The organism is Mesorhizobium sp. LNJC391B00 (assembly GCF_000502535.1).
In the GTDB taxonomy this organism is placed as follows: domain Bacteria; phylum Pseudomonadota; class Alphaproteobacteria; order Rhizobiales; family Rhizobiaceae; genus Mesorhizobium.
Window position 1 is genome coordinate 357,531 of the sequence record NZ_AYWI01000004.1, and the last position, 13,158, is coordinate 370,688.

Genomic DNA, 13,158 nt, shown 5'->3' on the forward strand with positions numbered 1-13,158 from the left:
CCGTTCGTGCATTTGGAAGCCCAAAACGCAAAGGACTTTTGGGCGACTTGCATTATGGTGAGGGTCGATATGTGGGATAGCACGGGAAATCATCATGAAGAGAGAGAAACTCAGCAAGGACGCCATCGCCGCCGCACTGGCCGAACTGCCTGGCTGGTCGCAGGCAGCCGATGGCGCCTCCATCAAGCGCAGCTTTGTCTTCAAGAATTTTTCCGAAGCCTTCACCTTCATGACCCGCGTCGCGCTGGCCGCCGAGAAGATGGACCATCATCCCGACTGGTCGAACGTCTACAAGACTGTCGACGTGACGCTCAACACCCATGATGCCGGCGGTGTCACCGCGCTCGACATCGCGCTGGCCAAGAAGATGAATGGGTATGCAGGCGGCTGAACGCTGGGGCGGCAACGCCAAATCGGCGCCATCCTCTTGCAGTGGACCGGGACTTTCACCACATTTTCCGTGGCGGCCGCGCGCAACGCGTAGCGCGACGGCCGGCAAGGAGAGGATTGATGGCGCAGCAGCCCGGTTTTGATTTCTTCGGCTTCGGCAGCAAGCTCGGCGACGAGAGTGAAGTGCGCGCCAAATTCTGGCGCACGGCCAAGAAGGCCGCCCGGCAGATTCCGTTCATGGAAGAGGTCGTCGCCGGCTATTATTGCGCGCTCGACAGGAAGACGCCTTTGCGTGCCAAGGGCATATTGCTGGCAGCGCTTGGCTATTTCGTGCTGCCGGTCGATGTCATACCCGATTTCGTCTTCGGCCTCGGCTTCACCGACGACATCGCCGTGCTGACCGCCGCGATCTCCGCGGTAAGCGCCCATATCACCCCTGCGCACCGCAAGGCCGCCAAGGAGGCGATCGCCGACAAGAGCTGAATCGGCGTCGCGTTGGCAACTGGGTTCAGAAGAAATCCTCCGCTCAAACAGGACGATAGCGGCTTGGCTTCGGGTTCCGCTGCGGCCGTTCGAAAAGTCAAACTCTTGCCGCTTTCGTGGCCTCCAAGTCGCCGCAGGGACATTGCGAAAGCCGTTTTTTCAAGAAGCGGCGCGGAAATGGCGGTGGTTTCCATGGGTGAATGTCCTTTTCCAAGGGAAATTCACCGTTTGGTAACCCAGATTAAATCAAAATGAAGCGACGGGCAGGACGCCAAGCCGGCCTGCCCCGCACCATTTGGAATACGGGAAAAGCGATGCGCGGATTGATTGCACTAGTCTCGAGCCTGGTCCTGGTGGCCTTTGCCGCGCCGGCGCTGGCGCAGCAGGCGACCAAGATCGGCCAGCACAATGCCTGGGGCACCTACAGCTACCAGGCGCAGGGCGGCAAGGTCTGCTATGTGCTCACCGTGCCGACCGACAAGCAGCCGCCGACGCTCGATCACGGCGACATGTTCTTCTTCGTCAGCCAGCGCCCGGGCCAGCAAGTGTCCTACGAGCCGCAATTCATCGCCGGCTACACATTCCAGGAAGGCTCCAAGGCCACCGTCACCATCGACAAGAAGACGTTCTCGATGTTCACCCGCGGCAAGTCGGCCTGGGTCGAGAACGCCGCCGAAGAGCCTGTGCTGATCGCCGCCATGAAGACTGGCACCGACATGAAGGTCTCGGCGAAGTCTGGCCGCGGCAATCCGACGACTTATGTGTTTTCGCTGAAAGGCATCTCGGCCGCGCTGACGTCGATCGCCAAGTGCAAGTAGGCTAGCGCGGTTCCCGCCGCATGACTCTCGCCGCAACCTGTGCTATGCGCCGCGCTTCTTTCGGCACGATGGATGAAATCGGCCGCAATTCGCTTATATTGGCGCTGATATGACCCTTTCCTTCGATCTCACCAATGAGGGCGCACGCGACGCGTTGCGCACTCGCGCCACGCCCGAGAAGCCGTCGCTGATCGGCCTGACCCGGACCGAGCTCGGCGAGGCCCTCATCAGTGCCGGCATCGTGCCCGAGCGCCAGGCGAAAATGCGCGCCCAACAGCTCTGGCACTGGATGTATGTGCGCGGCGTCTCCGATTTTGCCGGCATGTTCAACATCTCCAAGGATCTGCGCGCCGAACTCGACAAGCATTTTACCGTCGCCCGGCCCGAAATCGTCGAGGAGCAGATTTCCTCCGACGGCACGCGCAAATGGCTGTTCCGCTTTCCGCCGCGCGGCGCCGGCCGTCCCGTCGAGATCGAGACCGTCTACATCCCCGAGGAAGGCCGCGGCACGCTATGCATCTCATCGCAGGTCGGCTGCACGCTGACCTGCTCGTTCTGCCACACCGGCACGCAGAAGCTGGTGCGCAATTTGACGGCGGAAGAGATCCTGGCGCAATTGCTCACCGCCCGCGACCGGCTGGGTGACTTCCCCGACCGCGACACACCCGACGGCGCCATCGTCCCGGCCGAGGGCCGCAAAGTTTCCAACGTCGTCATGATGGGCATGGGCGAGCCGCTCTACAATTTTGAAGCCGTGAAGAAGGCGCTGCTGATCGCCTCCGACGGTGATGGGCTTTCGCTGTCGAAGCGCCGCATCACGCTCTCGACCTCCGGCGTCGTGCCCGAGATCTTCCGCGCCGGCGAGGAGATCGGCGTCATGCTGGCGATCTCGCTGCACGCCACCAATGACGATCTGCGCGACCTGCTTGTGCCGATCAACAAGAAGTATCCGCTGAAGGAACTGATCGAGGCCTGCCGCGCCTATCCCGGCCTGTCCAACGCCAAGCGCATCACCTTCGAATATGTGATGCTGAAGGACGTCAACGATTCCATCGAGGACGCCAAGGGGCTGATCAAGCTGCTCAAAGGCATTCCAGCCAAGATCAATCTGATCCCGTTCAACCCGTGGCCGGGCACCAACTACCAGTGCTCGGACTGGGAGACGATCGAGAAGTTTGCCGACTACATCAACAATGCCGGCTATGCCTCGCCGATCCGCACCCCGCGCGGCCGCGACATCCTGGCCGCCTGCGGCCAGCTCAAATCCGACTCCGAGCGCATGCGCAAGGTCGACCGCCTGGCGCTGGAAGCCATGATGATTGCGGGGCATGGCGAGGCGTGAGCCGCCTCTTCGCCTATATCCTCCGTTTCGCTGTCATCCTGTTCGGCTATGTCGTCGCCTCATTGGCGGCGAGCGCCTTTCTCAACGTGCTGTTCCTGGCTTCCGTCGGTTATATGCCGGACGATGCGCACCCAGCGGCGGCCGCGGCGCTGTATTTTTCGATCCCGTTCGTGGCGCTGTTTGTCGCCTATTTCGCTTTCATACCGGCGGTGGTCGCAATCCTGATCTCCGAGGTCCTCAGCCGCCGCGACTGGCTGTTCTATGCACTCGCGGGCGGCGTCGTGGCCGCGGCCTTCCTCGGCTTCGTCCACCAGAACGTGGATTTCGACGTCACCGAACCGCGCGCCATCGCCCCGGTGATCGGCTGCGGCATGGTCGGCGGCATCTTCTACTGGCTAAGCGCCGGCCGCTGGGCCGGAAGCTGGTGGCAGGCCGCTACTTCGCCTGAGCGGTCAGGATCTTGAGCGCGAAGGCCGAAAACACACCGGCAAAGAGATAGTCGACGACCCGCGTCACCCGCGGGCTGGCCTTCATCGCCGCCGAAAACCTTTCCGCGGCAAACACCATCGGCGCCGTCACAGGGATCGACAGCACGATGAACATGAGGCCGAGGAAGAACAGTTTTCCCGGCGCGTTCGGATCGTGAGCCGAGACGAACTGCGGCAGAAACGTCATGAAGAACAGGATGATCTTCGGGTTGAGCAAATTGACGCCGAGTCCGGCGGCCCAGCTGCGGAACAGCGAAATCTGCGGCCCGTTCTTCTTCTGCGGTGAAAACGCCGAGCCCTTGGTCATCGCCTGCCAGGCCAGGAACACCAGATAGGCGGCGCCGAAGATTTTCAGCACCAGGAAGGCCATCGGCGAGGCGACGATCAGCGCCGAGATGCCGACCGCCACCAAAGTTGTGTGGATCAGCGTTCCGAACAGAGCACCCGCCAGCGAGGCAAAGCCGGCGGCGCGGCCCTGGCTCAGTGTTCGCGAGACGAACAGCGTCATATCCGGCCCCGGCGTGATCGCCAGGATCATGGTGGCGATGGCGAACTGGATCAGTGTTGTGGTGTCGGGAATGAAGGACATCGGTGGCCCCTGGCGAATGATCGTCGGTCTATAACGCAGCCTCCCCGCTCACGCCAGCAACTGACTGGCGTGGCATCTGGTCCAGCGGCTGCGGCGGCCGGCGCCCGTTCATCCCTTGCGCTGGCCGGAAATGCCGTGATACCTCGCCCGCGAAACTCACGCGCGGAACCGCCAAAATGTCCCCAGCAATGCCCAAGACAAAAGACGTCAAGAAGGTCGTGCTCGCCTATTCCGGCGGTCTCGACACCTCCATCATCCTGAAATGGCTACAGACCGAGCTCGGCGCCGAAGTCGTCACCTTCACCGCCGATCTCGGCCAGGGTGGCGAGCTGGAGCCGGCGCGCCAGAAGGCTGAGATGATGGGCATCAAGGATATCCGCGTCGTCGATGTGCGCGAGGAATTCGTCTCGGATTTCGTCTTCCCGATGTTTCGCGCCAACGCCGTCTATGAAGGCACCTACCTGCTCGGCACCTCGATCGCCCGCCCGTTGATTTCCAAGCACCTGGTCGAGATCGCCCAGGAGGTCGGCGCCGATGCCATTGCGCACGGCGCCACCGGCAAGGGCAACGACCAGGTGCGTTTCGAGCTGTCGGCCTATGCGCTGAATCCCGACATCAAGGTCATCGCGCCGTGGCGCGACTGGTCGTTCAAGTCGCGCACCGACCTGATCAACTTCGCCGAGCAGCACCAGATCCCGGTGGCCAAGGACAAGCGGGGGGAGGCGCCGTTCTCGGTCGACGCCAACCTTCTGCACTCCTCTTCCGAGGGCAAGGTGCTGGAAGACCCGTGGAGCGAGCCGCCGGAATTCGTCCATCAGCGCACCGTCTCGCCGATGGACGCGCCGGACAAGGTCACCGAGATCGAGATCGAATTTTTGAAGGGCGATCCGATTGCGCTGAACGGCAAGAAGCTGTCGCCGGCCGCCATGCTGACGGCCCTCAACGATCTTGGCCGCGACAATGGCATCGGCCGGCTCGATCTGGTCGAGAACCGCTTCGTCGGCATGAAATCGCGCGGCGTCTACGAGACCCCCGGCGGCACCATCCTGATCGTCGCCCACCGCGCCATCGAATCGATCACGCTCGACCGCGGCGCCGGCCACCTCAAGGACGAGTTCATGCCGCGCTACGCCGAGCTGATCTACAACGGCTTCTGGTTCTCGCCCGAGCGGCTGATGCTGCAGGCGATGATCGACAAGAGCCAGGAGGACGTCGAAGGCACGGTGCGCCTGAAACTCTACAAGGGCAATGTCATGGTCACCGGCCGGAAGTCAAAGAAGACGCTCTATTCCGACGCACTGGTCACCTTCGAGGATGACCGCGGCGCCTACGACCAGAAGGACGCCGCCGGCTTCATCCGCCTCAACGCGCTGCGGCTGAGGACGCTGGCGGCAAGGAGCCGCAAGGGTGAACCAAACTAGTGTTCCAGGAAAACCCGGCGGTCACGCAGGGTTTTTATTTGGTACCTCTAATATAAGAGGCCAAGCTGGCTGACATGGTTTCCGTTTGACCTTTTAAAAGCCTCATCTAAATTCCTTCGCGGGACGAGGGATTCTGATCGTGAAAAACGCCATTTTTCTCATGCTTGCGGCGGCCATCGTCTTTACCGGATGCCAGTCCTCGCAGGCGGCCGCGAAACGCGAGCAGGACGGGTGCATCTCCGCAGTCCATTTGTGGAGCATCACGTTCAAGCACGAAATCGCCTCTTTCATGGGCGTCTCGCAGGAGCGCATGCCAGCCCTGTTCTGCCAGCGCCTTGGCGAAGGGGTCCGCAGCGGGCGGATCAGCTACTCCGATTTGAACAGAGTGCAGCTAGACCTGCCCACCGAGATATGGCTGGTCATCAAGGGCAAGTCAAAGGCGGCTGCCAGGGCCGCGCCAGCGCCGCGGAACTCCAACTTCCGTACCTGCAACGGTATTACCGGTACCTACCAGATTCCCGCTTCCCGCAAATGCCCAGTGAGCGGCTACGCTCAGCTCGACCAACCGACCAAAATCGATATAGAGGGCAGGCCAAAGGCGGTTCCGCCAATGCGGAGGAACTCCAAGTTCCGTACCTGCTCAAATGTTTACAGCGGCTCCTTCGAGGTTCCCGCTTCCGAGAAATGCCCGTCGGGCGGCGGCTACGTGGGCAATTGAGGAACCCAGGCGCTCGCCGCTCTTGCCTCACGCACCAACAAAAAGCCCGGCGCATGGCCGGGCTTTCCGTTCTTCGATCTGGATATTTCTGTCAGCCGCCGTCGATCGCGTCGGCGATCTGGGCGATGGCCTGCTGGTAGACGCTGGCGGAATTCCAGCCGGCGATGGCCCCCATATTCGCACTCGCGCTCGCACCCGCCCGCCAGCCATGAGCCTTGAGGAAGTTGGCCGTCGAAGCCAAGGCCGTCGCCTTGTCGCGCAGATTTCCGTTGCCGACGCCATACTTCAGGACATTGCCGGGCAGGAACTGCGTATGGCCGATCTCGCCATGCGCAGCGCCGACCGACGAGGCGCTCAGCGCGCCGCGATCGACCAGCTTCAGCGCCGCAATGGCGTGCGGGTAAAAGAACCCCGGGCGACGGCAATCATAGGCAAGCGTCAGAATGGCGGAGACCGTGTTCTGGTTGCCCAGGGAGGCTCCGAAGCCGGTTTCCATGCCCCAGATGGCCAGCAACACGCCCGGCGACACCCCGTAATTGCTCTCGATCCTGTCGAACATCGCCGCATTCGACTTCTTCAGCGCACGGCCCCTGGAAATGATCGCAGCTCCGCCACGGCGCTTCATGAAGGCGTCCACCGAACCGCTGAACGCCTTGTGGATGGCGCGGTCGACGGAGATTGTCTTTGTCGCGTAGCTGGCACCGGCCAGAGCAGCCAGACCCTTCCCACCAACACCTTCGGACCTGGCCTGCGCGGCAAAGTCCTGCTTCCACGCTTCGAAGCCCGCGCCGGTCTTGCCGCAGCTGGCCGCCGCCTGCGCGCCCGTCGCCAGCGCGAGTACCGCGACCACCGCGGCAGCAATAATCTTTCCCTTGGCAAGCAATGCCATGCTTTCTCTCCTGATTGCCTGAATCACGTCCCGGTTGCGAACTTGCCAGCGAAACGCGCCATTGTCACCGTACCCCCGGCGCTACCCTGGCCAATGCAGCGGAATTTGCTTACGATCAAGTGCTTATTGTGGCCGAAACGCCCGGCGCCGGGCAGGCGAATTCGCTGCTCGGGTAAAAAGAGGTGACGGGGGCATGGAACGGCGGCCCGTGGCGGGCGTTTGGGCGAGGCGCCGCTCCGCACCATATTCCTCCTCTGACGCCATACGCCAACGCCTGACGCATCGAGATCGACATGAAACTGTTCGACTGCCCGCATTGCGGCCACCGCCTCTACTTCGAGAATGCGCAGTGCCTGAATTGCGGGAGTCTCGTGCTTTACGATCCCGAGCATGCGCGCTTTGCCTTGTCTGATGTCGACGGCATCTTCCACTGCACCAATGCGGATGAATGCGCCTGCAACTGGATGGCCGAACCGGGCCATACTTACTGCCGCGCCTGCGTGCTGAACCAGCTGATCCCCGACCTCTCCGTCGACGGCAACCGCCGCCGCTGGATTCGCGTCGAGGCGGCCAAGAAGCGCGCCGTCTATTCGCTGCTCGCCTTCGGCCTTCCGGTAGCGCCCAAGCACAAGCACGGCGATGAAATCGGCCTCGCCTTCGACTTCATTGCCGATCCGATCGGCGGCGGTCCCGGCGGCGAACGCATCCTTACCGGCCACGACAACGGCCTGATCACGCTCAACGTCGCCGAGGCGGACTCGGCCGAGCGCGAGCGGCGGCGCGTCGAGATGGGCGAAAATTACCGCACGCTGCTCGGTCATTTCCGTCATGAGCTTGGCCATTACTACTGGGACCGGCTGATCCGCGACGTGCCGCAACGGCTCGAAGCCTTCCGGGCGCTGTTCGGCGACGAACGCCCGGACTACGAGCAGGCGCTGAAGGCCTATTACGCCAATGGCGCTGCGCCCGACTGGCAGCAGAACCACATCTCCGCCTATGCGACGTCGCATCCATGGGAGGACTGGGCCGAGACCTGGGCGCACCATCTCCACATCACCGACACGCTGGAGATGGTGCACGCGCTGAATTTTCCACTCGGCCAGCTTGAGACGATGGAGACCAATGTGCTGCCGCAAGGCGACACCGGCGGCCGGTTGCAGGCGGCGCCCGCGGAACCCAACGCCGTGCCCGAGCCGTTCGGAAAGATTCTCGCCCGCTGGCTGGTACTCTCGGAAGCCTCCAACTCGATCAACCGCTGCATGGGCCTGCCCGATCTTTATCCCTTCGTCATTTCGGACGTGACGGCGCAGAAACTCAGCTTCGTGCATGAGCTTTTGACCGGTTTGCCGAAAGAAACCGGAACAAATCGTGAGCTGGCGTCGGTATTTTAGCCGGAACGCATGCGCTCTGGTTTCGTTTGGTGTCGCGAGGGACCATGAAAGGGAGAGAAACCATGAGACGCATATTGTTTCCGGCCGTCGCCGGGGCGCTTGTCGCGATGTCGGGTGCGGCACTCGCCGATACCGCCGTCTCGGCCGTCACCGATCTTAATGTGCGCGCCGGCCCCGGCCCGCAATATCCTGTGATCGGCGTGCTCGCCGCCGGCCAGTCGGCGACGCTCAATGGCTGCATCGAAAACAGCAAATGGTGCACCATTGCCGAAGCCGGAGGCCAGGGCTGGGTCTATTCCGACTATGTCACGGCCGATTTCGGCGGCAACCGGGTCGTTCTGACACGCCGCCCCGCCGACGCCGCCATCACCGTGGTTACACCGCCGCAGGATGATTATCCCGATACCTATACCGGTGCGATTCTGTCCGACGACGGCCCCGTCGACGCCATCGACAGGCCACCGGCGGAAGTCGGCACCTATGTCAGCACGCACCGGCTCGATCCTGTCTATCTCGAGGGCGAGGTGGTGACCGGCGCTACCTTGCCCGACACGGTCGAACTACGCGAAATCCCCGACTACCGCTACCGCTACGTCTATGTGAATGGCCAGCAGGCGCTGGTCGACCCGCAGACACGGCGCATCATGTACGTCGTGCGCTGATTTTGCCTGGAAAGAATGACAAGTGAACTCGTGCCGCCCTCCTGCCGAGGCTGAGGGCGGCACAAGGGCTCGCTGAAACAGCAGCAATTGCGCGAGAGCCGACGATCCCCTAGATCATGCGACCCGATGCGTTCGGCAGAGGAACTCGCGTGATATCAGATCCAACCGCCTTCGAGCGCTATCGCAACACGGCCACCGAAAAGACGAACCTGCCGCGGCTGCTAATCGGAACGGCGGTCGTCGTCCTGTTCTGGGTGGCGATCACCCTGGTTGTGGTGCTTGGCGGCACCTATGTCGCCATCCTCTGGCATGTATTGCCGGGCGATCCGCGCGGGCCGCTTCAGGGCTTTCTGGGCTCGCCCATCGGCATACTCACCGCACTCACCTCGTTTGCCGGCATCTGGCTCGGCCTCTGGCTTGCCATGCGTTTCGTCCATGGCGAGCCGCTCTCGGCGCTTTTCGGTGCCAGCCGCCGCCTGTCCTTGTCGGGCTTCCTCAAGGGCCTGGTCGCGGTGCTGATCACATCGGCGCTTTCCGAAATCCTGCTCTACTGGCTACAGCCCGAAATCGCCCGCGGCACGATCAACCTGTCGACCTGGCTGCTGTTCCTGCTCCCGATCGTGGCGCTGACCCTGCTGCAGACCTCGTCCGAGGAGATGCTGTTTCGCGGCTATCTGGTGCGCGGCCTGGCCAGGCGCTTCGAGAGCCCTTACGTGTGGGCGCTATTGCCCGCTTTGCTGTTCACCTCCTTGCATTGGAGCCCGGGCTCGACCCCCGCCATCAACGCCTGCGTGCTGACCTCGATCGCCGCCTTCGCCTTGCTGTTGACGCTGGTGGTTTATGTCACCGGCAATCTCGGCGCCGCCTTCGGCGCCCATCTCGGCAACAATCTCACCGGCTTCCTGCTGATCTCGCATCAGGAGAACTACAATTCCTTCGCCCTGTTCAACGCCAAGCCGCTGGAAGGTCCGGACTGGACGACGACGGATGCCGTCATCATCGCCGCCATCGGTATCGTCTGCACCTTGCTGACGATCCTGCTGCTTCTGCACCCGCGCTCGCCGCTGAAGGTTACGGCCGACCCTCGGGATGCAGGGTGAACTAAACAGGGAACGATCCAGAGACCGGCAAGCCGCCCTTGTCTTGACTCTTCGGCCGATTTCCTGTCTACAGCCCCGAAATCCGCGACGAGTATCCCTCCGAGCAAGCCGACCAGGACGCCAAAACCTTTTGAGGTGGGTGCTGTAAACAGATCCTGGAGGCCAACATCCGGCAGCGCTGAGCGCCCCCGGGTGCTTTTTGGTTTTGAGCTTTGCTTGGATGAGCGGCGCGAACGCACTACCTCTCGGGCACCATCGGGGTGCCTGAGAAAAAGGAAACGGAATGTTTAACTCGTTGCAGGAGCGCACAAGAGGCGTGGAGGGCCATCGGCCCGACAGGGATCACCATGAATCCAAGGCGCTCTCGCGCGGCGGGTTGACCAATGTTTGAATCACTTCAGGAGCGCCTTGGCTCCATCCTGAACGGCCTGACCGGCCGCGGCGCGCTGTCGGAGGCTGATGTCTCGGCGGCGTTGCGCGAGGTGCGCCGTGCGCTGCTCGAAGCCGACGTTGCGCTGGAAGTGGTGCGTTCCTTCACCGACAAGGTGCGCGAGAAGGCCGTCGGCGCGGCTGTCGTCAAGTCGATCAAGCCCGGACAGATGGTCGTCAAGATCGTCCATGACGAGTTGGTCGACATGCTCGGCGCCGAGGGCGTCGCCATCGACCTCAATGCGCCGGCGCCGGTCGTCATCATGATGGTCGGCCTGCAGGGCTCCGGCAAGACGACGACCTCCGCCAAGATCGCCAAGCGCCTGACCGAGCGCCAGAACAAGAAGGTTCTGATGGCCTCGCTCGACACGCGGCGGCCCGCGGCGCAAGAGCAGCTGCGCCAGCTCGGCGAGCAGGTCAAAGTCGCGACCCTGCCTGTCATTGCGGGCCAGAACCCGGTCGACATCGCCAGGCGCGCCGTCCAGGCAGCCAAGCTCGGCGGTCATGACGTCGTCATCCTCGACACCGCCGGCCGCACCCATATCGATGAGCCGCTGATGGTGGAGATGGCCGACATCAAGAAGATGTCGAGCCCGCACGAAATCCTGCTGGTTGCGGATTCGCTGACCGGCCAGGACGCCGTCAACCTTGCCAAAAGCTTCGACGAGCGCGTCGGCATCACCGGCCTGGTGCTGACCCGCATGGACGGCGATGGCCGTGGCGGTGCCGCGCTTTCGATGCGCGCCGTCACCGGCAAGCCGATCAAGCTGATCGGCACCGGCGAAAAGATGGACGGGCTGGAGGAATTCCACCCCAAGCGTATTGCAGACCGCATCCTCGGCATGGGCGACATCGTCTCGCTGGTCGAAAAGGCCGCCGAAAACATCGACGCCGAGCAGGCGGCGGCGATGGCCAAAAAGATGCAGTCGGGCAAGTTCGACCTGAACGACCTTGCCGGCCAGCTTCAGCAAATGTCGAAAATGGGCGGCATGGGCGGCATCATGGGCATGATGCCCGGCATGGGCAAAATGAAGGACCAGATGGCGGCCGCCGGCCTCGACGACAAGATGTTCGGCCGCCAACTCGCCATCATCTCGTCGATGACCAAGGCCGAGCGCGCCAATCCGGACATGCTGAAACATTCGCGCAAGAAGCGCATCGCCGCCGGCTCCGGCACCGATGCGGCCGAGATCAACAAGCTCTTGAAGATGCATCGCGGCATGGCCGACATGATGAAGGCGATGGGCGGCAAGGGCAAAGGCGGCGGCCTGATGCGCGGCATGATGGGCGGCCTTGCCTCCAAGATGGGCCTCGGCGGCATGATGCCGGGCGGCCCCGGGGGCATGATGGGCGGCGGCATGCCCGACCTCTCCAAGATGGATCCCAAGCAGCTCGAAGCCTTGCAGAAGCAGATGCCCGGTCTTGGCGGCATGAAGGGCCTGCCCACCCCGAGCGGCGGTGGCCTGCCCGGTCTGCCCAGCGGCATGAAGCTTCCCGGCCTTGGCGGCGGTGGTCTGCCCGGGCTCGGAAAGAAGAAGTGAGGACGCTATGAACGAAGAAAAGAGCATGGCCCACGCACGCACCATCCTGGCCGGCTATCGCGCCTCGATCGACAACATCGACGCCGCCCTCATCCATATGCTGGCCGAGCGCTTCCGCTGCACCAAGGCGGTCGGCGTGCTCAAGGCCGAGCATGGCCTGCCGCCCGCCGACCCGGCGCGCGAGCAGGAGCAGATCACCCGCCTTCGCCAGTTGGCGAAGGACGCCCATCTCGACCCCGATTTCGCGGAAAAATTCCTCAACTTCGTCGTCCGCGAAGTGATCCGCCATCACGAGCAGATCGCCGCGTCCAACGGCGCAAGCAAAACCGGCTAACAAAGTGCATGTCGCCCAAAAGTGCGCAGCGGTTTTGGGACAACGGCCTGCACCAGACAAAGCCATTAACCCAACACTGAGATCAGAAATTTTAGGAGAAATGAAATGCCCTTGAAGATCAGACTGGCCCGTGCGGGCTCGAAGAAGCGCCCTTACTACCACGTCGTCATCGCCGACGCCCGTTCGCCGCGCGACGGCCGGTTCATCGAGTCGATCGGCTCGTGGAACCCGCTGCTGCCCAAGGACGGCGAGCGCGTCAAGGTCGACGCCGACCGCGTCAAGCATTGGCTGTCGCACGGCGCCCAGCCGACCGACCGCGTGCTGCGCTTCCTCGATGAGGCCGGCCTCCTCAAGCGCGAAGCCCGCTCCAACCCGAAGAAGGCCGAGCCCGGCAAGAAGGCGCAGGAACGCGCCTCTCTGCTGAAGAAGGCCCAGGAAGACGCTGCCGCCGCCGTTGCCGCCGCTGCTGCAGCCCCGGCCGAAGCGGAAGCCGCCACCGCCGAATAAGCATCGCGTCATCGCATCGACAAAACGGCGGGCCTGTGCCCGCCGTTTTGCTAATG

Annotated in this window: 15 protein-coding genes; 13 read left to right on the forward strand and 2 right to left on the reverse strand. The window is 62.9% G+C overall.

Features of this window, described 5'->3' with window-relative positions:
* Positions 1 to 94 precede the first annotated feature (94 nt).
* From X750_RS152135 to X750_RS152115, 5 genes are all read left to right on the forward strand, one after another.
* Positions 95 to 391, forward strand: coding sequence for a 4a-hydroxytetrahydrobiopterin dehydratase (locus tag X750_RS152135; RefSeq protein WP_023698863.1), 297 nt, complete (start codon positions 95 to 97; stop codon positions 389 to 391).
* 119 nt (positions 392 to 510) lie between these two features.
* On the forward strand, positions 511 to 873 hold the full coding sequence (locus X750_RS152130; RefSeq protein WP_023687669.1) for a YkvA family protein: 363 nt from the start codon (positions 511 to 513) through the stop codon (positions 871 to 873).
* A gap of 314 nt (positions 874 to 1,187) precedes the next feature.
* Complete coding sequence (locus X750_RS152125; RefSeq protein WP_023671718.1) at positions 1,188 to 1,691, forward strand: invasion associated locus B family protein; 504 nt, start codon at positions 1,188 to 1,190, stop codon at positions 1,689 to 1,691.
* 109 nt (positions 1,692 to 1,800) lie between these two features.
* Positions 1,801 to 3,033 (forward strand): 23S rRNA (adenine(2503)-C(2))-methyltransferase RlmN, encoded by a 1,233-nt coding sequence (gene rlmN, locus X750_RS152120; protein WP_023702598.1) that lies wholly within the window; start codon positions 1,801 to 1,803, stop codon positions 3,031 to 3,033.
* Entirely contained in the window at positions 3,030 to 3,497 is a 468-nt protein-coding gene (locus X750_RS152115; protein WP_023747391.1) for a hypothetical protein, read from the forward strand. Before rlmN ends, X750_RS152115 begins: the two co-directional genes overlap by 4 nt.
* Here X750_RS152115 and X750_RS152110 read toward each other — a convergent pair.
* The gene (locus tag X750_RS152110) at positions 3,469 to 4,110 is read right to left on the reverse strand and encodes a LysE family translocator (RefSeq protein WP_023747392.1); all 642 of its coding nucleotides are present in this window, start codon (positions 4,108 to 4,110) and stop codon (positions 3,469 to 3,471) included. The two genes, X750_RS152115 and X750_RS152110, sit on opposite strands and share 29 nt — an antisense overlap.
* 188 nt (positions 4,111 to 4,298) lie before the next feature.
* On the opposite strand from X750_RS152110, the gene X750_RS152105 reads away from it, so the two are divergent.
* The gene (locus tag X750_RS152105) at positions 4,299 to 5,531 is read left to right on the forward strand and encodes an argininosuccinate synthase (RefSeq protein ID WP_023747393.1); all 1,233 of its coding nucleotides are present in this window, start codon (positions 4,299 to 4,301) and stop codon (positions 5,529 to 5,531) included.
* Between the two features lie 139 nt (positions 5,532 to 5,670).
* Complete coding sequence (locus tag X750_RS17950) at positions 5,671 to 6,249, forward strand: hypothetical protein (protein WP_023698860.1); 579 nt, start codon at positions 5,671 to 5,673, stop codon at positions 6,247 to 6,249.
* Positions 6,250 to 6,340: 91 nt separating this feature from the next.
* On the opposite strand, the gene X750_RS152100 is transcribed toward X750_RS17950, so the two are convergent.
* On the reverse strand, positions 6,341 to 7,138 hold the full coding sequence (locus X750_RS152100; RefSeq protein WP_023671711.1) for a lytic transglycosylase domain-containing protein: 798 nt from the start codon (positions 7,136 to 7,138) through the stop codon (positions 6,341 to 6,343).
* A 293-nt stretch (positions 7,139 to 7,431) separates the two neighbouring features.
* Between X750_RS152100 and X750_RS152095 the strand changes: the two genes are divergently transcribed.
* The 6 genes from X750_RS152095 (at position 7,432) to rpsP (ending at position 13,102) form a co-directional block, all read left to right on the forward strand.
* Complete coding sequence (locus X750_RS152095) at positions 7,432 to 8,529, forward strand: putative zinc-binding metallopeptidase (RefSeq protein WP_023683835.1); 1,098 nt, start codon at positions 7,432 to 7,434, stop codon at positions 8,527 to 8,529.
* A 62-nt stretch (positions 8,530 to 8,591) separates the two neighbouring features.
* Positions 8,592 to 9,191, forward strand: coding sequence for a DUF1236 domain-containing protein (locus X750_RS152090; protein ID WP_023683834.1), 600 nt, complete (start codon positions 8,592 to 8,594; stop codon positions 9,189 to 9,191).
* A 149-nt stretch (positions 9,192 to 9,340) separates the two neighbouring features.
* A complete protein-coding gene (locus X750_RS152085) occupies positions 9,341 to 10,291 on the forward strand; it encodes a type II CAAX endopeptidase family protein (RefSeq protein ID WP_023747394.1) in 951 nt (316 codons plus the stop codon).
* A gap of 383 nt (positions 10,292 to 10,674) precedes the next feature.
* Positions 10,675 to 12,261 (forward strand): signal recognition particle protein, encoded by a 1,587-nt coding sequence (gene ffh / locus X750_RS152080; protein WP_023747395.1) that lies wholly within the window; start codon positions 10,675 to 10,677, stop codon positions 12,259 to 12,261.
* 7 nt (positions 12,262 to 12,268) lie between these two features.
* Positions 12,269 to 12,595: a chorismate mutase gene (locus X750_RS152075; protein ID WP_031242810.1), complete on the forward strand. Its 327-nt coding sequence runs from the start codon at positions 12,269 to 12,271 to the stop codon at positions 12,593 to 12,595.
* A 105-nt stretch (positions 12,596 to 12,700) separates the two neighbouring features.
* Positions 12,701 to 13,102, forward strand: coding sequence for a 30S ribosomal protein S16 (gene rpsP / locus X750_RS152070; RefSeq protein WP_023671705.1), 402 nt, complete (start codon positions 12,701 to 12,703; stop codon positions 13,100 to 13,102).
* Positions 13,103 to 13,158 lie beyond the last annotated feature (56 nt).